The organism is Salinicola sp. 4072, from assembly GCF_036663415.1.
GTDB classification, from domain to species: Bacteria; Pseudomonadota; Gammaproteobacteria; order Pseudomonadales; family Halomonadaceae; genus Salinicola; species Salinicola salarius_A.
Genome location: NZ_JAXOVV010000015.1, coordinates 1 through 20,790, shown reverse-complemented (window position 1 = coordinate 20,790; position 20,790 = coordinate 1). Strand labels below are relative to the sequence as shown.

Below are 20,790 nucleotides of genomic sequence, written 5' to 3'. Positions count from 1 at the left end.
AATCGCCAACCTGATGTTGCGGGGTGGAGCAGTCTGGTAGCTCGTCGGGCTCATAACCCGAAGGTCGTCGGTTCAAATCCGGCCCCCGCTACCAAGTTTTTATGAAAGGCCCCTTCCTGAGAAGGGGCTTTTTGTTAGCAGCTTTGTCGATTTTCAACATTGCCTGCTGACGTCATTGCCAGTCAGCCACCTAGCACCTTGCATTTCTCTCAACTCCCGGTCAGGTGCCTGATGCAACTGCTGTAGGAGTCGTTTGTGGTCACCAAGGACGCAGCACTGTATGCGATCATCGAGCCGGTGGTAACTGCCATGGGCTTTGAGTTGTGGGGCCTCGACTATCTGGCTCAGGGCAAGCATTCCAAGCTGATGATCTATATCGACAGCCCCAACGGGATCTCGGTTGACGATTGCGCCGACGTCAGCCGCCAGGTCAGTAGTGTCATGGATGTCGAAGATCCGATCTCGGGCAACTACAACCTGGAGGTGTCTTCTCCGGGACTCGATCGCCCACTCTATACGCTCGATCATTTTTCGCGCTTCAGCGGTCACGTGGTGCAGCTCAAGTTGCGCACGGCATTTGACGGTCGACGCAAGTTCCAGGGGCGCCTGGCCGGCATCGACGGCGACGAAGTGCTGCTGCATATCGACTCGGAAGAGTACTGCTTTCCGATAGAAAGCATCGATCAGGCTCGTGTCGTCCCGCAGTTCGACGATTGATTCGACCACCTATCATTTGGTGACCCAGTTATTCGTGGCTGACTCAGGATTCGACACCGATTCAGTTATTCGAGATCAAGAACCGGTTTTTCGGCGAGGCATAGGCATGAGCAAAGAAATACTGCTGGTCGTTGACGCCATCTCCAACGAGAAGAGCGTGCCCCGAGACGTCATTTTCGAGGCGGTCGAAGCGGCGTTGGCCAGCGCGTCGCGCAAGCGTTTCGAAGGTCAGGACGTCAGCATTCGCGTCCAGATTGATCGCCGCACCGGCGAGTACGATACTTTTCGCCGCTGGGTCGTGGTCGAAGACGAAGAGTACCTCAGCGAAGATCGTGAAATTCCGCTTTCCGAGGCAGAAGAGCGCGAGCTGCCGCTGGCGGTGGGTGATGTCGTCGAAGAGCAGATCGAATCGGTGGCTTTCGGACGTATCGCGGCGCAGACCGCCAAGCAGGTCATCGTGCAGAAGGTCCGCGAAGCCGAGCGCGCCCAGATCGTCAGGCATTACGCCGAGCGGGAAGGCGAACTGGTCGCGGGCATCGTCAAGAAAACGACACGTGACGGCCTGATCATTGACCTCGGCGAGAACGCAGAGGGCTTCTTGCCGCGTGGCGAGATGATCCCCGGCGAGCGCTACCGCATGAACGAGCGGGTACGGGCCCTGTTGTGGAAAGTCGATGCGGAAGCGCGCGGCTCTCAGCTCATCCTGTCCCGGACGAAACCGGGCATGCTGGTCGAGCTCTTCAAGATCGAAGTGCCGGAAATTGCCGAACAGCTGATCGAGATCAAGGGGGCCGCCCGCGATCCCGGGGCACGCGCCAAGATCGCGGTCAAGACCAACGACAGGCGCATCGACCCGGTCGGTGCCTGTGTCGGCATGCGTGGTTCGCGCGTGCAAGCGGTGTCCAACGAGCTGCGTAACGAGCGCGTGGACATCATTCTATGGGACGATAATCCCGCGCAGCTGGTGATCAATGCCATGGCGCCGGCGGAAGTCGCTTCTATTCTCGTCGACGAAGATGCCCATTCGATGGACGTCGCCGTCGGTGAAGACAACCTCGCTCAGGCCATTGGTCGTAGCGGCCAGAACGTCAGACTCGCCAGCGAGTTGACGGGGTGGACGCTCAACGTGATGACCGTTGACGAAGCCGAGGGTAAACGCGAGCAGGAAGTCGACAGCCTGGTCGAATATTTCATCAACCATCTCGAGATCGACGAAGACGTCGCCCGTATCCTGGTCGAGGAAGGGTTCACGACGATCGAAGAGCTGGCCTACGTGCCGCTCGAAGAGATGCTGGAGATCGAAGAGTTCGATGAGGATCTGGTCGAGGAACTTCGTGCAAGAGCCAAGGATGAGCTTCTCAACTTGGCCATCGCAACGGAAGAGCAATTGGATGGCGCTCAGCCCGCCGAAGACCTTCTCACGATGGACGGCATGGACCGCCACCTGGCTTTCATTCTTGCCAGCCGTGGCATCGTCACCATGGAGGACCTCGCAGAACAGTCCATCGAGGATCTGAAGGATATCGACGACGTGGACGAGGAGCGCGCAGCGGCACTGATCATGACTGCCCGTGCGCCTTGGTTTCAGAGCGAAGAGTAACGTGGTCACGGGTTCAGGAGGGTCGTAATGTCAGACATGACCGTAAAAGAGTTTGCCGGCAAGGTGGGACGCGATGTGTCCCGCCTGCTTGAACAGATGAAGGATGCGGGTCTGCCGCATCAGAAGGAAAGCGACGCGGTCTCCGAAGAGGACAAGCAGCGTCTGCTCGATCACCTGACCAAGAGTCACGGTGGTGGACGCGGTCCGCGTAACCGCATCACCTTGACGCGCAACACCCGCAGCAAGATCCGCTCGGGCGATCGCGGCAAGACCATTGAAGTGCAGGTGCGCAAGAAGCGTACCTACGTCAAGCGGGATGCAGAACCGGCCGAAGAAGCGCCGGTCGAAGAGACTGGTCCGCGTCAGTTGGTTGGCGACATGGCCGATAAGGCGCAACAGCAGGCCGCCGAGCAGGCCAGTGCCCAGGCTGCGGCGGCGAGCGAAGCGGCTCAGAATCAGACCGCGGGTCAGGAAAGCTCCAACAAGGCTGCCGCGCCGGCGCCTCAGCCCCAGGCACCCGGGGATGACATTCCCGATGAGCCGCAGGTCGAGGACGACGAGCCGACTTCCAACAGTCAGCCGTTCGTCGAGCCGCCGCCCAAGGAGCCGCGCACCGAAAATCGTCGCGCCCATCCGAAGAAGGACAAGGAGCGTGATCAGGGTCGCCGTGGGCGCCGTGATGACGACGACGACCGTTCCGAGCGTCGCCGTGGCGGCGGGGCCAAGAAGGTCAAGCGTGCCGAGCGTCGCGGTAGCCGTCGTGGTCGTGGCGACAACCAGCACGGCTTCCAGAAGCCGACCCAGCCGATCGTGCGCGAAGTCGCGCTGCCGGAATCGATCAGCGTTGCCGAACTGGCCGACAAGATGTCGATCAAGGCCAACGAAGTGATCAAGGCCATGTTCAGCATGGGTGCGGCGGTGACCATCAACCAGACCATCGATCAGGATACTGCCGCGATCGTGGTCGAGGAGATGGGTCACAAGCCGAAGCTGGTCAAGGAAGATGCGCTCGAGACCGAAGTGCTCGAAGGCATCTCCTACGAAGGTGACGAAATCACCCGCTCGCCGGTCGTCACCGTCATGGGTCACGTCGACCACGGCAAGACCTCGCTGCTCGACTTCATCCGTCGCACCAAGGTCGCGACCGGTGAGGCCGGCGGTATCACCCAGCATATCGGTGCCTACCACGTCGAAGGCGAACATGGTGGCGTCACCTTCCTGGATACGCCGGGTCACGCGGCCTTTACCGCCATGCGTGCTCGTGGCGCCCAGGCGACCGACGTCGTCATCCTGGTGGTTGCCGCCGACGACGGTGTCATGCCGCAGACGATCGAGGCGATCGAACATGCCAAGGCTGCCGGCGTACAGCTGGTCGTCGCGATCAACAAGATCGACAAGGAAGGTGCCGACCTCGACCGGATTCGCAACGAGCTGTCACAGCACGGCGTGATCTCCGAAGAGTGGGGCGGCGATACCCAGTTCGTCTCGGTCTCGGCGAAAACCGGTGAAGGCATCGACCAACTGCTGGAGTCGGTACTGCTGGTCTCCGAAGTGCTCGAGCTCAAGGCCGTGCCGGAAGCGCCGGGTAAAGGCGTGGTGGTCGAGTCTCGCCTCGACAAGGGTCGCGGTCCGGTTGCCACCGTGCTGGTCCAGAACGGCACGCTCAAGCGTGGCGACATCGTCCTTGCCGGCCTGCACTACGGCCGTGTGCGGGCGCTGACCAACGAACTCGGCAAGCAGGTCGAGTCGGTCGGTCCGTCCATGCCGGTCGAGATCCAGGGTCTCGACGGCACGCCGGAAGCCGGTGAAGACTTCATGGTCCTGGCCGACGAGAAGAAGGCGCGTGAAATCGCCAACTTCCGTCAGGGCAAATACCGTGAAGTTCGCCTGGCGCGTCAGCAGAAGGCCAAGCTGGAGAACATGTTCAGCCAGATGGGCCAGGACGAAGTGGCCAAGGTCAACGTCGTCCTCAAGGCCGACGTCCAGGGCTCGCTCGAGGCGATTCGTGGCGCGCTGGAAGAACTCTCCACCGACGAAGTTCAGGTGGCGGTGGTCTCTTCCGGGGTCGGCGGTATCACCGGTACCGACGCCAACCTGGCGCTGGCCAGTGAGGCGATTCTGGTCGGCTTCAACGTCCGTGCCGACGCCTCCGCGCGGGAAATCGTCGAGCGTGAAGGGCTGGATCTGCGCTACTACAGCGTCATCTACCAGCTGATCGACGAGGTCAAGCAGGCCATGAGCGGCATGCTGGCGCCGGAGTGGAAAGAAGAGATCGTCGGTGTCGCCGAAGTGCGCGACGTGTTCAAGGCGCCGAAGATCGGTGCCATCGCTGGCTGTATGGTCATCGAGGGCTCCGTCCACCGCAACAAGAAGATCCGCGTCCTGCGCGACAACGTGGTCATCTATGAAGGCGAGCTGGAATCCCTGCGTCGCTTCAAGGATGACGTCAACGAAGTCCGTAACGGCATGGAGTGCGGTATCGGCGTCAAGAACTACAACGACGTTCAGGTCGGCGACAAGATCGAGGTCTTCGACCAGGTCAAGGTCGAGCGTACCCTGTAAGTGACAGGATCCCGCGGGGGCCCAGGTTTTTATGAACCAGGCGCCTGCGGAATCTCGAGAGGCAACGATGCGCGAATTCAAACGAACCGATCGGGTCGCCGACCAGCTGCAGCAGGAGCTGGCCGTACTGATCCAGCGTGAGATCAAGGATCCGCGTCTGGGGATGGTCACGGTCAGCTCGGTGACGGTCAGTCGGGATCTCGGCTATGCCGATATCTACGTGACATTGCTGGGTGAGAACGATCCGGCTCGGGTCAAGGAAAACCTGGCCGTGCTCAAGCGGGCTGCCGGCTTTTTGCGTTCGCAGATCGCGCGCCGCATCAAGCTTCGTCACGTACCCGAGCTGCGTTTTCACTACGACGAGAGCGTGGTACGCGGACACAAGCTGTCGGCGCTGATCGATGAAGCGGTCGCCAGCAACCGCCCGCAGGAGAGTGACGAAGCGGCGCCGCAGGATGGAGCGCAGGAAAGCGATCCTCGAAAAGAGGATGGAGAGCCACGCTGATGGCGCGCCGTCGCAAGGGGTTGCCCATCAACGGCGTACTGCTGCTCGACAAGCCCAAGGGTGTGTCGAGCAACCATGCGCTCCAGCGTGCCCGGCGGCTGTTTCAGGCGCGCAAGGCGGGTCATACCGGGACGCTGGACCCGATGGCGACCGGGCTGTTGCCGGTCTGCCTGGGCGAGGCGACCAAGTTCTCCGCCCATCTGCTCGAAGCCGACAAGGTCTACCGCACCCGGATCCAGTTCGGTGCAGTGACCGATACCGGAGACGCCGAAGGCGAAGTGGTGGAGCGTCGTCCGTTGCCCGAGACGCTGGATCGTGACGCCGTCGAAGCCGTGCTCGAACGCTTTCGCGGCGAGATCGAGCAGGTGCCGCCGATGTACTCGGCACTCAAGCACCAGGGCCGCAAGCTCTACGAGCTCGCGCGCCAGGGGGAAACGGTAACGCGTGCGCCCAGGCGCGTGACGATATATGATATGCGCCCGCTCGAGTGGGAGTCCGATGGTATCTGGTTGCAGGTTCGCTGCAGCAAGGGCACCTACATACGGACGCTGGCCGAGGATATCGGCGCAGCACTCGGTTTCGGCGCGCATATCACGGCGTTGGAGCGCCTGGAAACGGGCCCCTTCGACAGTCGAGCGCGGCTCTCTTTCGAGACGCTCGAGGCGATGAGCGACGAGGAACGGCTGGCGCAGCTGTTGCCGGTCGATGTCATGCTCGAGCATCTGCCGACGCTCAGCGTGGCGGAGACGGTGGCCCAGCGCTTGCTGCTGGGTCAGCGGGTATCGGTAGCGGATACCGAGCTGGTGCCGGGTACGACGGCAAGATTGTATCGCGACGAATCCTTTCTGGGATTGGTCGAACTGACCGCACCGGGGGAAGTCATTCCCCGGCGTCTGGTCGACACGGCAGCATTGAATGCGGGCCAGGCCTGAGCCGGGATCGAGACCCGACAGGTGAAGCCGATCGATCTGTCAGCATCGATTCGATGCACCCGTCCCCGTGACGGTCAACCGGGAGGCTGCAAATATGCGTGGTCTCCGACATTCATCATTCAGGCATATTGCTTGCTGGAGAGTTTTTCATGGCATTGACTGCTGAAAAGAAAGCCGAGATCGTCAAAGAGTTCGGTCAGGGCGAAAGCGACACCGGTTCCCCGGAAGTCCAGGTTGCACTGCTGAGCGCCAACATCGACGGTCTGCAGAGCCACTTCAAGGATCACAAGCAGGATCACCACTCCCGTCGTGGTCTGATCCGCATGGTCAACCAGCGCCGTAAGCTGCTGGACTACCTCAAGGGCAAGGACTTCGATCGCTATCAGTCGCTGATCAAGAAGCTCGGCCTGCGTCGCTAAATCGCTCGGCCGTCGAATCCGGCGGCTCATGCATCCGCGACAACCGATGGCCTCGTGCCGTTGGTGACAAAAGCCCTACCGATCCGTTCGGTAGGGCTTTTTCTTTGTCTGGAACTCCACATTTTCCTGTCGCGAGCGAAGTCTCGCTCATGGCATAAACTGAGACGACCGTATAAAGACAACGATTACGGGGTTTCGCTATGGCCGAACATGCAATCGACATCGGCGGTCGTCGCTACCGCTTCGACAGCCTCGGCGCGTTGATGACCGCCGCTTCACCGCGTCGTTCCGGCGACGAGCTGGCCGGCATCGCGGCTACCAGCGCGGAAGAGCGGGTCGCCGCCCAGATGGCGCTGGCGGAACTGCCATTGACCACCTTTCTGGAAGAGCCGCTGATTCCCTACGAGGAAGACGAGGTCACGCGGCTGATTCTCGATCGTCATGATCGTGCCGCGTTCGCGCCGGTTGCCTCGCTGAGCGTCGGCGAATTCCGCAACTGGCTGCTTTCCGAGCAGGCCGATGGTGAATCGCTGAAGGCGCTGGCCCCCGGCCTGACGCCGGAAATGGCTGCTGCGGTCTCCAAGCTGATGCGCGTACAGGATCTGGTGCTGGCGGCGCGCAAGTGCCGGGTGGTCACGCGCTTTCGCAGCACGATCGGCCTGCCCGGAAGACTCTCGACGCGGCTGCAGCCCAACCATCCCACCGATGACGCCTCCGGTATTGCGGCCAGCATTCTCGATGGCCTGCTCTACGCCAGCGGCGACGCGGTGATCGGCATCAACCCGGCCACCGACAATACCGCCACCGTGGTGACGCTATTGAAGATGCTCGACGAGATCATCGCGCGTTACGAGATTCCGACCCAGAGCTGCGTGCTCACGCACGTTACCACGGCCATCAAAGCGATCGAGCGCGGCGCGCCGACGGACCTGGTATTCCAGTCGATCGCCGGCACCGAGGCGGCCAATCGGGGGTTCGGCATCGATCTCGCGCTGCTGCGGGAAGGGCGCGAGGCGGCGTTGTCGCTCGGTCGCGGAGGCCTGGACAGCAACGGCCTGGGCAATAACGTGATGTACTTCGAGACCGGCCAGGGCAGCGCGCTCTCCGCCAATGCCCACCACGGAATCGATCAGCAGACGCTGGAAGCGCGTGCCTACGCGGTGGCGCGGGAATTCGAGCCGTTGCTGGTCAATACCGTGGTCGGCTTCATCGGCCCCGAGTATCTGTTCGACGGCAAGCAGATCATCCGCGCCGGGCTGGAGGATCACTTCTGCGGCAAGCTGCTCGGCGTGCCGATGGGCTGCGATCTCTGCTACACCAACCATGCCGAAGCCGATCAGGACGACATGGACATGCTGCTCACCTTGCTGGGAGCGGCGGGCTGCAACTACATCATGGGCATTCCCGGCTCCGACGACATCATGCTCAACTACCAGACCACCTCGTTTCATGACGCCCTCTATCTGCGCCAGGTTCTCGGGCTGCGTCCGGCGCCGGAGTTCGAGGCCTGGCTGGAGAGCAGCGGGATCTATCATCACGACCGCGGCATCGCCTTCGAGCACGAGTTGCCGCCACGCTTTCGGGGCGTGCTGGCACGAATGCCGACGGAAGCGCTCGGCAAGGGGACAACATGAGCGATCCCGGCGATTCATCGAAGGTGACCGTCACCAATTCCTGGCAGCGTCTACGCGAGCTGACCGACGCCCGGATCGGATTGGGTCGAGCCGGCGGCAGCCTGCCCACGGCGACGCAGCTGGCGTTCCAGCTGGATCACGCCCGCGCCCGGGATGCCGTCCACATGGCGCTGGATACCGAGCGCCTGATGCCGGCGCTGGATGCGCGCTTTCCGTTGGCGCTGCGGCTGCACAGCCGCGCCATCGACCGCGACGAATACCTGCGTCGGCCGGATCTCGGGCGGCAGCTGTGCGAGGAAGCCGAGCGGGAGCTGGCCGGGCTCGAACCGGCGCCCTGCGACGTCTCGATCTGCGTGGTCGACGGTCTCTCCGCCCGGGCGATTCACGAGCAGGCGATCCCGTTCCTCGATGCCGCGCTGCCGGAGATCGAACGACTCGGGCTGTCGCCGGGGCCAGTCGCGCTAGTCGAGCAGGGGCGGGTCGCGATCGGCGACCCGATCGGCGAAGCGTTGGGCGCCCGCATGAGCGTGGTGCTGATCGGCGAGCGCCCCGGTCTCAGCTCGCCGGACAGTCTCGGGCTCTATTTTACCTGGGCGCCCCGGTCGGGCCGGCGCGACAGCGAGCGCAACTGTATCTCCAACATTCGCCCGCGGGGGCTGGGTTACGCCAGTGCCGCTAAACTGCTCGCCTACCTGCTGCGCGAAGCCCAGGTGCTGGGCGCATCGGGCGTCGCGTTGAAGGACGACAGCGAGATCGATTCCCACCTCGGCGATGGCCGACAGGGCAACTTCCTGCTGCCGCCCGAGACGTAGCCCGATAAAAGCCAAAGCCTGCCTTGGCCTCAGGCGCCGAATTGATCGTTTGCGCTAATCCATGCGTGGCGCGCAAGCTGAGAGCGTATCTCGAACGCCCAATACAACGACGCAGGGGAGGGAGCATGACGCGACCGAATATTCTGGTACTGATGGCGGATCAGTTGAATGGCACCCTGTTTCAAGATGGACCCGCAGACTTTCTGCACGCCCCCCATTTGAAGAAGCTGGCCAAGCGCGCGGTCAAATTCAATAACACCTATACGCCGAGCTACCTGTGCGCCCCGGGGCGAGCGGCATTCATGTCCGGTCAGCTGCCGTCGCGCACCGGCGTCTACGACAACGCCGCCGAGTTTCGTTCCGCGGTGCCGACCTGGGCGCACCATCTGCGTCGCGCCGGTTACTCGACCTGTCTCTCCGGCAAGATGCACTTCGTGGGTCCGGATCAGCTCCACGGTTTCGAGACGCGCCTGACCACCGATGTCTATCCCGCCGATTTCGGCTGGACGCCGGACTACCGCAAGCCCGGCGAGCGCATCGACTGGTGGTACCACAATCTGGGCTCGGTCACCGGCGCCGGTGTCGCCGAAATCTCCAACCAGATGGAGTATGACGACGAAGTCGCTTTTCATGCCGAGCAGAAACTGTTCGATCTTTCCCGCGGGCACGATCCTCGGCCCTGGGCGATGTGCGTGAGTTTCACCCATCCGCACGACCCGTATGTGGCGCGGCGCAAGTTCTGGGATCTCTACGAGGATTGCGAGCATCTCGAGCCGGAGCAGGACGTGGTGCCGTTCGACGAGCTCGATCCGCACAGCCAGCGGATCTTCGAAGCCAACGACTACACCAAGTTCGACATTCAGCCGGAAGACGTACGCCGGGCACGGCGGGGCTATTTCGCCAATATTTCCTATATCGACGACAAGGTCGGCTCGATTCTGGATACCCTCGAGCGCACGCGGATGCTCGATGACACCATTATCGTGGTGACCTCGGATCACGGTGACATGCTTGGCGAGAAAGGGTTGTGGTTCAAGATGAGCCCGTTCGAAGGCTCCTCCAGAGTCCCGCTGATGATCGCCGCGCCCGGTCTCGAGGCGCGCTCGGTGGAAGCGCCGGTGTCGACCATCGACATCAACGCGACACTGGCCGATCTGGTCGGGATCGATCTGTCCGAAGTCGCGCCCTGGACCGACGGTCAGTCGCTGTTGCCGCTGGCAAAAGGCGGTACCCGCGAGGCGCCGGTCTACATGGAGTACGCCGCCGAGGGCACGATCGCCCCGCTGGTCACGATTCGACAGGGCAAGTGGAAATTCAATCACTGCGAGGTCGATCCGCCGCAGCTGTTCGATCTCGAGGCCGATCCGCACGAGACCCGCAATCTGGCCGAGGACCCGGACTACGCCGAGACGCTGGCGGAATTCCAGGCCAAGGTCCGCGCGCGCTGGGACATGCAGCGCTTCGATGCCGAGATCCGCGAAAGCCAGGCGCAGCGTCTGATCGTCTACGAAGCGCTGCGCAACGGTCACTACTATCCGTGGGATCACCAGCCGTTGCAGGACGCCTCCCAGCGCTACATGCGCAACCATATGGATCTCAACATCGTCGAGGAGTCGCAGCGCTTCCCACGCGGCGAGTGAAACGATGAGCGCCCGGGCGCGACCCGGCAATGATTTTGCCCGCGGCGTATGAGCGGGCGCTGCATCCGCGTATAATCTCGCTGATACGAACGTCCAAGACGAAAGTCGAGCTCGCCTCGGCTTTCGTCGTTCTATTCATCCCGTCGTCGTTTCATTCACGCCGTTTCCCGCGAGATTCCCCGCTGTGCTCTCTACTGCCAACATCACCATGCAGTTTGGCCCCAAGCCGCTGTTCGAGAACGTATCCGTCAAATTCGGCGGTGGCCATCGCTACGGCCTGATCGGCGCCAACGGCTGCGGCAAGTCCACCTTCATGAAGATTCTGGGGGGCGATCTGGAGCCGACCGGCGGTCAGGTGATGAAGGACGTCACCACGCGGCTGGGCAAGCTGCGCCAGGATCAGTTCGCGTTCGAGAACGAGCGCGTGATCGATACCGTGATCATGGGCCACGAGGAGCTGTGGGAAGTCGCTGCCGAGCGCGAGCGGATCTATTCGCTGGCCGAGATGAGCGACGAGGACGGCATGAAGGTCGCCGACCTGGAAGTGCGCTTTGCTGAGCTCGAGGGCTACACGGCGGAGTCGCGTGCGGGTGAACTGCTGCTGGGTCTGGGCATTCCGATCGAGCAGCACACTCAGCCGATGAGCGTTGTCGCGCCGGGCTGGAAGCTGCGCGTACTGCTCGCCCAGGCGCTGTTCAGCGATCCGGACGTGCTGCTGCTCGACGAACCGACCAACCACCTGGATATCAACACCATCCGCTGGCTGGAAGAGATGCTGCGCGCGCGCAGCTCGACCATGATCATCATCTCTCACGATCGCCACTTCCTGAACAGCGTCTGTACGCACATGGCGGACCTGGACTACGGCGAGCTGCGCCTGTTCCCGGGCAACTACGACGAGTACATGATCGCGGCGACCCAGGCTCGCGAGCGTCTGCACTCCGAGAATGCCAAGAAGAAAGCGGAGATCGCCGAGCTGCAGCAGTTCGTCAGCCGTTTCTCGGCCAACGCCTCCAAGGCCAAGCAGGCGACCTCGCGCCAGCGCAAGATCGACAAGATCCAGCTCGACGAGGTCAAGCCCTCCTCACGCGTCAGCCCGTTCATTCGCTTCGAGCAGACCAAGAAGATTCATCGACACGCCCTGACGGCTGAAAAAATCTCCAAGGCGTGGGGCGACAACGTGCTGTTCGACCGCTTCGGCCTGCAGGTCGAAGCCGGCGAGCGGGTCGCGATCATCGGCCCCAACGGGATCGGCAAGACCACGCTGCTCAACTGTCTGGTCGGCACCATGACGCCGGATTCCGGTGAAGTGAAATGGACCGATGCCGCCGAAGTCGGCTACTTCGCTCAGGATCACGCTGCCGACTTCGAGAGCGGCGAGACGCTGTTCGAGTGGATGCGCCAGTGGACCACCGAAGGCGAGCAGACCGTGCGCGGCGCGCTGGGGCGGATGCTGTTCTCCAACGACGATATCGGCAAGTCGGTGAAGGTGATCTCCGGCGGCGAGCAGGGGCGGATGCTGTTCGGCAAGCTGATCCTGCAGAAGCCCAACGTGCTGGTGATGGACGAGCCCACCAACCACCTCGACATGGAATCGATCGAGGCGCTCAACCTGGCGCTGGACAACTATCCCGGCACGCTGATCTTCGTCAGCCACGACCGGGAATTCGTCGGCTCGCTGGCCACCCGCATCATCGAGATGAAAGAGGACGGTATCGTCGACTTCAGCGGCAGCTACGACGACTATCTGCGCAGCCAGGGCGTGTACGACTAGCGCCCGCTTCGCCACCGCGCGCCGGCCGGAGATGGGCTATGCTGCACGACAGCGAGTCCATTTCCGTGAAGGAGCGTCCCGCCATGACCGCCAATGCCCTCCAGACGATCGACCCCGCCAAGACGGCCCTGGTCCTGATCGAATTCCAGAACGACTTCACCACGCCGGGCGGCGTGCTGCACGACGCCGTAAAAGGCGTCATGGCCCGTGAAGACATGCTGGCCAAGACGCAGGATCTCGTCGCCAGGGCGCGTGCCGCCGGTGTCAGCATTCTCCACGCGCCGATCCATTTCGCGCCAGGCTATGGCGAGATCACCGCCCAGCCCTACGGCATCCTTGCCGGCGTGGTGAACGGCAAGGCGTTCGTCAAAGGCGAATGGGGTGCCGAGATCTGCGAGGCGCTCACCCCGCAGGCTGGTGACATCGTCATCGAAGGCAAGCGTGGCCTGGATACCTTCGCCTCGACCAATCTCGATTTCATCCTGCGCAGCAAGGGGATCGAAACGATCGCCCTGGCCGGCTTCCTGACCAACTGCTGCGTGGAATCGACCATGCGCTCGGGCTACGAGAAAGGCTTCGAGGTGCTGACGCTGACCGACGGCGTCGCGGCCACCAGCGAGGCCGAGCACGATGCGGCGATCGCCTACGACTACCCGATGTTCTCCAAACCGATGACCGTCGCCCAGTTCGCCGAGGCGTTACCGGGCGCAGCCTAGCCACGAAACGTTCCGGCTCAGGGATCGAAACGCCATTGCGAGGGTCTATCGAAAAGCCGATGACGATGAATCGCCGTCATCGGCCTGACTGAGATCGCCGGCACACCGACGTGCCGGCTCAATCCGCCCAAGGCGGGACTCGACGAAGGAGCGACGAGCGATGATGTCACGGACACGATCCGTTTCGATGTTACTGGGTGTCCTGTTGACAGCGACGGCAACCGCAGCGGTCGCCTTGCCCAGCAGCTTCCCCACCGGCACGACCTACTACGATCCCGAGCGGGCCTACAACGGCTTCGTGCTGTTTCCCGGCGGCGACGGCAAGACCCACCTGATCGACATGAACGGCAACGAGGTTCACCGCTGGGACTACGAAAGCTTCCCGCCGGTGGCCTTGAGTGCCGACCAGACCAACGGCGAAAAAGGCCACCTGCTGGTGCAACTGGCACGGGCGAAAGAACTCCCGGAACACGCCAGCCCCGGCAACGGGCTGACCAACGCCTCGGTCGCCGAGGTGGACTGGGACGGCAAAGTGCAGTGGCAGTGGGGCAACCAGCAGAACCCGGTCTATCAGCACCACGACATGCGTCGCCTGCCCAACGGCAACAACCTGGTGATGACCGCCGAGATGCGCGAGCTCAACGGGTTCGACTACCCGATCATCGAAAACGGTATCGAGGAGGTCGACGACGATGGCCGGGTCGTCTGGGAATGGAAGGCGGGCGACCATCTCGACGAGATGGGCTTTTCCGACGCCGGCCTGCGGTCGCTCAAGGATTCCGAGGATCCCGACTTCCTGCATCTGAACACGGCGGTGCCCGTCGGGCCCAATCACTGGTACGACGCGGGGGACGAGCGTTTCGCGCCGGACAATATCCTGGTCAACTCCCGCAACGCCAACGTCACTTTCATCGTCGATCGACAGAGCGACGAGATCGTCTGGCGCATCGGCCCCGATCTGCCGGCGCTGCAGCTCAACGGCAAGCTCGGACGCCCAGTGGACCAGACCGTGGGCTCCCACGATGTTCATCTGATCCCCGAAGGATTGCCGGGCGCGGGCAACATGCTGATCTTCGACAATCAGGGCAATGCCGGCTTTCCGCCTGCCAAGCAGGGGTTCTTCTCGTCCTCCCGCGTGATCGAGGTCGATCCGAGCAGCGGCAAGATCGTCTGGCAATACACCGGCAACATGTCGGGAGGTTCGCCGTATACCTTCTACAGCTCGTTCATCTCGAGCGCGCGGCGGTTGCCCAACGGCAACACGCTGATCGATGAAGGCCAGAACGGCCGCCTGTTCCAGGTCACCCCGGAAGGCGAGATCGTCTGGGAGTACGTGAGCTCGTTCTTCGGCAAGTCGATGCCGAGCGACGACTACGTCACCAACCAGGTCTACCGTGCACAGCTGGTCGATTACGACTGGGCACCCGACGGCACGCCGCACGAGGAAACCGCGGTGAAGGCGGACTGCAGCCTCTATCCGGCGGCACCTGGCTGCCATCCGGGCGGGTCCGACGATTCGTCCCACGGCTGAACCGCGTGATCGGTCGGCGTGGCGGCAAGTCGTCGCATGCCGGCCGGATGCAGGTTGCTTGGTGTCTGCGTAGACTGCCAATGACATTTTCTCGTGCGAGTCATCATGGACAGCCAGGCTGCAGACGTTTCGACCACGACGCCTCGATCTCCCAGCGAGGCCTTTTCTGATACCTTGATCGTCGGCGCTGGCGCTACCGGGCTGGCGGCGGCCTGGGCGCTGGTCAAGCGCGGACGACATGTCACCCTGCTGGAGGGCAACTCCCACGTCGGCGGTAACCTTCGTACCGAGCGCGATGGCGAGTGGCAGATCGAGCACGGGCCCAACACCGTCATCATGAAGCCCCCCCTTTATGCGCTGCTGGAAGAGCTCGACCTGCTCGACGAGGCGCAACCCGCCAATGCCGTTGCCAACAAGCGTTACGTCGTGATGAACGGCGAGCCGGTGGCGCTGCCGATGAAACCGCTGGACGCCCTGGTCAGCCCGCTCATCGGCTGGCGCGGCTGGGCACGACTGGCTCGCGAGCCGTTCATCGGCCGTTCGAGCGCGCCGGAGGAAACCCTGGCCGCCTTCGTCGAACGGCGACTCGGCCCGCGCATTCTCGCGCGTATGGTCGATCCCTTCGTCTCCGGCGTCTATGCAGGCGATCCGTGCAGGCTGTCCGTTCAGGCGGCCATGCCGCGCCTGGCCGCCATCGAGCAGGAGCATCGCTCGCTGATCATCGGCGGGGTGAAGCGCCTGCGTCAGGCGCGCCGCGATCCCGGCGGCGTGCCGGCCGAATGGCGCGGCAAGCTGGTGAGCTTCCCGCAGGGGCTGCAGCATCTTGCCGACCGACTGGCGGAGCGCATCGCGGCCCAGCCGACGGCCGCCATCCACACCGATCGCCCCGTGCAGGGCATTCGTCGCGACGGCGAACAGTGGGTCGTCACGGATGGTCAGGGTGGCGAGTGGCGAGCCAGGTCGCTAGTGCTGGCGGTGCCCGCGCCGGTCGCGGCCCGGCTCCTGCAGCCGCTGGACCCGGCGTTGGCGGAGCCGCTTCAGCGCATCGCCTATCCGCCGGTCAACGCCATTGCGCTGGGCTTTCGCGAGCAAGATATCGCCCATCCGCTGGACGGCTTCGGCGTGCTGATCCCACGCGCCGAAAAGCGGCGCACGCTGGGCGCGCTATTCTCGTCGACGCTGTTCCCTAACCGCGCACCGACCGGACACAAGCTGCTTAATGTGTTCATCGGCGGGCGGCAGGATCCGTCGGCGGCGGACGGCGACGACGACATGCAGGTCGCGCGGGTGCTCGATGAGCTGCGCGATCTGCTGGGCATTCGCGGCGAACCGGTATGGCAGAAGGTGACGCGCTGGCCGCAGGCCATTCCGCAGTACGAAATCGGCCACCTGGCGCGAATCGAGGCCCTGGACGATGCGCTGCGGGCGCATTCCGGCTTGCATCTGGCGGGCAACTGGCGCGGCGGTATCGCGGTGGGGGACTGCCTGGAGAACGGCCGACTGCTGGGTGAGCGTCTGCTGTCGGAGACTTGAGCCGAGGCGGCGCGGGAAACGCCGCCTCGACGACGCGGGTAGCGTTACTTGTCCACCAGTTCCGCCACCGACGACAGGATCTCCTTGGGCCGGAACGGATAGCGTTCGATATCGGCCTTGTCGGCGATGCCGCTCAGCACCAGTACCGTGTGCATGCCCGCCTCGATACCGGCGACGATATCGGTATCCATGCGGTCGCCGATCATGCCGGTGCCATCGGAGTGCACGCCCAGCTTGTTGAGCGCCGAACGGAACATCATCGGGTTGGGCTTGCCGACGATATACGGCTTGCGCCCCGTCGCTTCGGTGATCAGCGCGGCGACCGCACCGGTGGCCGGCAGCACGCCTTCCTGGCTGGGCCCGGTGGCATCCGGATTGGTGCAGATGAAGCGCGCGCCCTGATTGATCAGGCGGATCGCCTTGGTGATCGCCTCGAACGAGTAGGAGCGGGTTTCGCCGATCACCACGTAGTCCGGCTTGGCATCGGTCATGATGAAGCCGGCTTCATGGATCGCCGTGGTCAACCCCGCCTCGCCGACGACGAAAGCCGAGCCGCCCGGTGCCTGGTCGCGCAGGAATGCTGCCGTAGCGAGCGCCGAGGTCCAGATCTTCTCTTCCGGAACTTCGAGGCCACTGTGCCGCAGGCGCGCGCTGAGATCGCGGGGCGTGAAGATCGAATTGTTGGTCAGCACCAGGAACGGAATCTCCCGCTCCCGCCATTGGTTGATCAGGTCCGCCGCGCCGGGAATGGCCTTGTTCTCGTGCACCAGCACGCCATCCATGTCGGTCAGCCACGATTTGATGTTGCGATGACTCGCGGTGTTGTCTTTCTTGCTAGCCATGTGCCCCCTCGGCATGCGCGTGAAGAAATGGTCGGTATTCAATCGCCTGTCCGGCCAGTTTAGCAAGTTGTCGCGTCGGCGTGCGGGCGAGTTGATGCCGGCCACCGCTGATCGGATGGCGCCATCAATATCCGCGCTCGGCGTCGGCCAGATCCTCGACGTACCCGGTCGCCTCGAAGCGTTCGATATTGGCGGCGACGATGCGGCTGCCGGTCGGCGCGTCGATCAGCGAGGCGATGTGCGCGCCGACTATTGGAGGCGATGATTGACAGAGTCGCTTCACTTCATGTCTCAGATCACATTCGGAGCCCAACGGCGATGCCAATCGGTCTCCTGCTGATAACGGTGGCCGACATGGATCAGACGCTGTTCCTCCAGATTGGGAGCGATCAATTGCATCCCGACTGGAAGTCGCGTGTCAGCGCTCAGACCCACCGGGAGGACGAGTGTCGGCACACCCAGGTTGGTGAACGGCAGATTGAAGGCCGGTGACCCGGTCGCGTGCAGCCCCAGAGGCGCCGTCGTCGGTGCGGCCGGGGTCATCAGCAGATCGACTTTGTCGTACAAGCTGGCGAAGGCTTGGCGATACTGCTGGCGGATGCGCTGGGCTCGCAGGTAGTCGTTGGCGGAGATAGTGAGCCCCTCGCTGATGAATGCCTGCAAGTAGTCGCCGTAGCGATGCGGGTGCTGATAGTAGCGATCTGCATGGAAGTTGGTCGTCTCGGCCTGCATGATGATCTGCTGCGCGGCAACAGCGTCCTCGAACCCTGGCGGCGGCGCGATGTCGATACAGCGTATGCCCAGCGTTTCCAGCGTCCGTCGGGCGTCATCGAGCGCCGCAACGACATCGCCGTCGTTGGTGGCGAAGTGCGGATGTCGAAGCCAGCCGATGGTTTGGCCCGCGATCTCGCCCTTCAGCGACAACGATTGAGCGGGCAGCGTCCATGTGGTCTCGTCGCGCGGGTCCGGCCCTGCTAGCGCCTGATAAACCAGCAGGCTGTCCTCGACGCTGCGGGTAAAGGCGCCGACGTGGTCCAGGCTCCAACTGGCGGGGATCACTCCGGCTTTGCTGATTCGCCCATAGCTGGCCTTGAGCACGGTCAGTCCATTGTAAGCGGCGGGGCGCGATAGCGACCCGGCGGTCTGCGTACCGAGCGCGGTCATGACCATGCCGGCGGCGACCGCGGCTGCCGAACCGCTACTGGAGCCGCCCGGCGTATGGCCGTCGCGCCAGGGGTTGACGGTGGGCGGCGGCGTGCCCCAGTTGGCGAATTCGGTGGTCGTCGTCTTGCCGATCAGGATCGCATCCTGGGCCGCCAGCCGCTCCACCGCGGTGGCGTCGTCTTCGCTGCGAAAGCCCTGCAGCACTCGGGAGCCGGCTTCGGTAGGAAAGTCCCGGGTATGGAAAATATCCTTGACCCCATAAGGAATCGCGAACAGAGGCGGCAGGTCCTGTGCCCGCGACAGGCGTGCGTCCAGCGCCACCGCCTGGCGGCGGGCGCTCTCGATATCGCAAGCTACCCAGGCGTGAACATGAGGCTCCAGACGTGTCAGTCGAGTGAGAGACTCCTCGAGCAGTTCGCTGGGGCTAATCTTGCGCCGACACAGCAGGTAGTGGGCCTCGGCGATGGAACGTGGTTCAGGCGCATGATCATTCATGATGTCGGGCTTCCTGATCGGTGGGGCAGGCCCCCTTGGGACCGAACAGCGGCACGGTGGCCGCGTCGACGGACGCGGCCCGGACTTGGGCAATGGCCTCCGCAAGGGTCACTGGGCGTCCTCCTCAAGAGCGGTCTCGGCGAAACTGGGATCGACGATGTCGTCATAGACCATGTCGCCGGTGATATTGCCCACGAACTTCTGCATGTCGATGGCATTGTCGAAGGCTTGCTGGGTGATCGTGACATTGGAGGGATAGACATTGCGATCGATCATGCGTTGCACGGCGTCGTCGACAGTATCCCCATCCAGACTGGCGAATTCTTCTCGGGCAACCGCCATGGCTCCTTCCGGATCGTCGTGGATCAAGTGCAGAGATTCGTTGATCGAACTGACAAAGCGCTGGACCAGATCAGGATCATCATCGATCAGCGACTGTGAGGTGTTGATAGTCGAGAAAGCATATTCGGGATAATCCTGGGTGAAGTCATGAATGATCTTCAGGCCCTGAGAGATGCCCTGTTCGACCTGTGGCTGGTAGGCGATGGCGACATCGGCCTGACCAGCCAGCACTGGTCCGAGCTCCGACCCGTTCTGCACTTCGGAGACATGTACATCACCTTGATAGGACAGGTCGTTGTCAGCCAGTAGGCGTTTCAGCAGCGTGTTGGAGGTTCCCGGGGCCAGGCCGACGGCCACCGTCTTGCCTTTCAGATCGGCTGGGCCATCGTACTCGAATTGGGTCTTGGCCAGCGCCCACACTGGAGCGCTGTTGGCGACGGCACTGACGGCCTTGGCATGACCGCCTTTTTCCTGAGCGAAGCCGACATGCTCTGGGCCATGCACCGAGAACTGTGCCTCGCCGGCCAACACCGAAGCCAGTGCGGTGGGGCCAGATCCTGCCGAGCGCACTACCGGTACTTCGATGCCGTGGGCGGCGAAAATGCCCTCGTGACGGGCCACATAGACCGGCAGATAGAGCAGGCTGTGGAAGGCCTCGGTGACCAGGACGGTATCCGGATCGCCATCGGCGGCTTGGGTGGCAGGCAGCCAGCCCAAGCTGCCGAGCAGCAGGGGCAGGGCGAGGAGACGAGACGCTGTCATGGTTCACTTCCTTTGTTGGACTTGTGGAGGGTTTGTTCGGCGTGGGATATACGCTGGTATGGTGAAGTCGATGACGGATCAGCGGCTCTCCCAGGGCAGCAGGTATCTTTCGATCCTGGACACCACGAGATAGAGAGCAATGGCGACGAGCATCAGGGTCAGCACGCCAACCCATACCGCGTTCAGGTTGAACAGATTGCCGGCGACGAATATCGAGCGGCCGAGCCCCTTGTCCGAGGCGATGAACTCGCCGCCGATCTCGGCGATCAGGGCAAAGCCGATGTTGAGGCGGAAGGCGGAGATGATCCACGGCAGGGTCGCGGGGACAACTACCTTGAGGAAGATCTGACGCTTGGTGGCACCCAATGAGCGCATCAGGTTGACTAGGTTGGCATCGATCTGGTGAGTACCTTGGTAGGCGCTCAGCAACGCGACGATGAAGGTGGCGATGAATGCCAGAGCCACCTTGGACAGCATGCCCGATCCGAACCAGATAATGATCATCGGTGCCAGCGAGATCTTGGGCAGCCCGTTGAGGGCGACCACAAAGGGGTCGATGATGCGGGCGACATGGCGCGAATACCACAGTAGCAGACCGGCCATCGAACCGCCGATACTACCTAGCAGGAAGCCGACGATGGTGGCGTAGAGGGTGGTCCAGGTGTCGCTGAGTAATTGTCCACTTGTAACTATTCAGGTGGCTGCGGATGGCATGTCGCCAACCACCTGATTTTTTTGGCATAGTGTGCCTGATCCTTCGGCACGTCTATGCGGTGACATGACCATCAGCGATATCAACGTCGACGAGGC

18 protein-coding genes and 1 tRNA gene are annotated in these 20,790 nt (G+C 62.9%); 15 read left to right on the top strand and 4 right to left on the bottom strand.

Features of this window, described 5'->3' with window-relative positions; all coding sequences use genetic code 11:
* Positions 1–17 precede the first annotated feature (17 nt).
* The 14 genes from R3F72_RS11335 (at position 18) to hemG (ending at position 16,375) form a co-directional block, all read left to right on the top strand.
* Positions 18–94 (top strand) — tRNA-Met (locus R3F72_RS11335).
* 161 nt (positions 95–255) lie between these two features.
* Positions 256–717: a ribosome maturation factor RimP gene (rimP, locus tag R3F72_RS11330; RefSeq protein ID WP_071230938.1), complete on the top strand. Its 462-nt coding sequence runs from the start codon at positions 256–258 to the stop codon at positions 715–717.
* A gap of 106 nt (positions 718–823) precedes the next feature.
* Positions 824–2,317 carry a transcription termination factor NusA gene (gene nusA, locus R3F72_RS11325; RefSeq protein ID WP_332779689.1) on the top strand — a complete coding sequence of 498 codons (1,494 nt, stop codon included), beginning with the start codon at positions 824–826 and terminating at the stop codon, positions 2,315–2,317.
* Positions 2,318–2,344: 27 nt separating this feature from the next.
* On the top strand, positions 2,345–4,879 hold the full coding sequence (infB, locus tag R3F72_RS11320; protein WP_332779688.1) for a translation initiation factor IF-2: 2,535 nt from the start codon (positions 2,345–2,347) through the stop codon (positions 4,877–4,879).
* Between the two features lie 67 nt (positions 4,880–4,946).
* On the top strand, positions 4,947–5,384 hold the full coding sequence (rbfA, locus tag R3F72_RS11315) for a 30S ribosome-binding factor RbfA (RefSeq protein ID WP_303853692.1): 438 nt from the start codon (positions 4,947–4,949) through the stop codon (positions 5,382–5,384).
* Positions 5,384–6,316: a tRNA pseudouridine(55) synthase TruB gene (truB, locus tag R3F72_RS11310; protein ID WP_332779687.1), complete on the top strand. Its 933-nt coding sequence runs from the start codon at positions 5,384–5,386 to the stop codon at positions 6,314–6,316. The genes rbfA and truB overlap by 1 nt, the downstream gene beginning before the upstream one ends.
* Positions 6,317–6,465: 149 nt before the next feature.
* The gene (gene rpsO, locus R3F72_RS11305) at positions 6,466–6,735 is read left to right on the top strand and encodes a 30S ribosomal protein S15 (protein WP_071230933.1); all 270 of its coding nucleotides are present in this window, start codon (positions 6,466–6,468) and stop codon (positions 6,733–6,735) included.
* Between the two features lie 200 nt (positions 6,736–6,935).
* On the top strand, positions 6,936–8,369 hold the full coding sequence (locus R3F72_RS11300) for an ethanolamine ammonia-lyase subunit EutB (RefSeq protein ID WP_332779686.1): 1,434 nt from the start codon (positions 6,936–6,938) through the stop codon (positions 8,367–8,369).
* Complete coding sequence (gene eutC / locus R3F72_RS11295; RefSeq protein ID WP_332779685.1) at positions 8,366–9,181, top strand: ethanolamine ammonia-lyase subunit EutC; 816 nt, start codon at positions 8,366–8,368, stop codon at positions 9,179–9,181. The genes R3F72_RS11300 and eutC overlap by 4 nt, the downstream gene beginning before the upstream one ends.
* A 125-nt stretch (positions 9,182–9,306) precedes the next feature.
* Positions 9,307–10,821 (top strand): choline-sulfatase, encoded by a 1,515-nt coding sequence (gene betC, locus R3F72_RS11290; RefSeq protein WP_332779684.1) that lies wholly within the window; start codon positions 9,307–9,309, stop codon positions 10,819–10,821.
* Positions 10,822–11,005: 184 nt separating this feature from the next.
* Positions 11,006–12,595 carry an ABC-F family ATPase gene (locus tag R3F72_RS11285; RefSeq protein WP_332779683.1) on the top strand — a complete coding sequence of 530 codons (1,590 nt, stop codon included), beginning with the start codon at positions 11,006–11,008 and terminating at the stop codon, positions 12,593–12,595.
* 38 nt (positions 12,596–12,633) lie between these two features.
* Positions 12,634–13,311, top strand: a complete 678-nt coding sequence (locus tag R3F72_RS11280; protein ID WP_218776978.1) for a cysteine hydrolase family protein — start codon at positions 12,634–12,636, stop codon at positions 13,309–13,311.
* Between the two features lie 187 nt (positions 13,312–13,498).
* Entirely contained in the window at positions 13,499–14,842 is a 1,344-nt protein-coding gene (locus R3F72_RS11275) for an aryl-sulfate sulfotransferase (RefSeq protein ID WP_332779682.1), read from the top strand.
* Between the two features lie 105 nt (positions 14,843–14,947).
* Positions 14,948–16,375: a protoporphyrinogen oxidase gene (gene hemG, locus R3F72_RS11270; protein ID WP_332779681.1), complete on the top strand. Its 1,428-nt coding sequence runs from the start codon at positions 14,948–14,950 to the stop codon at positions 16,373–16,375.
* Positions 16,376–16,419: 44 nt separating this feature from the next.
* Here the strand turns inward: hemG and R3F72_RS11265 are convergent, their stop codons facing one another.
* Complete coding sequence (locus R3F72_RS11265) at positions 16,420–17,217, bottom strand: HAD-IIA family hydrolase (protein ID WP_303853677.1); 798 nt, start codon at positions 17,215–17,217, stop codon at positions 16,420–16,422.
* Positions 17,218–17,230: 13 nt separating this feature from the next.
* Here R3F72_RS11265 and R3F72_RS11260 point away from each other — a divergent pair, with 13 nt between their 5' ends.
* Positions 17,231–17,482 (top strand): hypothetical protein, encoded by a 252-nt coding sequence (locus tag R3F72_RS11260; RefSeq protein WP_332779680.1) that lies wholly within the window; start codon positions 17,231–17,233, stop codon positions 17,480–17,482.
* Between the two features lie 26 nt (positions 17,483–17,508).
* Here R3F72_RS11260 and R3F72_RS11255 read toward each other — a convergent pair whose 3' ends face one another.
* From R3F72_RS11255 to R3F72_RS11245, 3 genes are all read right to left on the bottom strand, one after another.
* Positions 17,509–18,876 (bottom strand): amidase, encoded by a 1,368-nt coding sequence (locus R3F72_RS11255; RefSeq protein WP_332779679.1) that lies wholly within the window; start codon positions 18,874–18,876, stop codon positions 17,509–17,511.
* Positions 18,877–18,984: 108 nt separating this feature from the next.
* Positions 18,985–19,980 (bottom strand): ABC transporter substrate-binding protein, encoded by a 996-nt coding sequence (locus R3F72_RS11250; protein ID WP_332779678.1) that lies wholly within the window; start codon positions 19,978–19,980, stop codon positions 18,985–18,987.
* Between the two features lie 78 nt (positions 19,981–20,058).
* Positions 20,059–20,595: an ABC transporter permease gene (locus tag R3F72_RS11245; protein ID WP_332779720.1), complete on the bottom strand. Its 537-nt coding sequence runs from the start codon at positions 20,593–20,595 to the stop codon at positions 20,059–20,061.
* Positions 20,596–20,790: the final 195 nt, after the last annotated feature.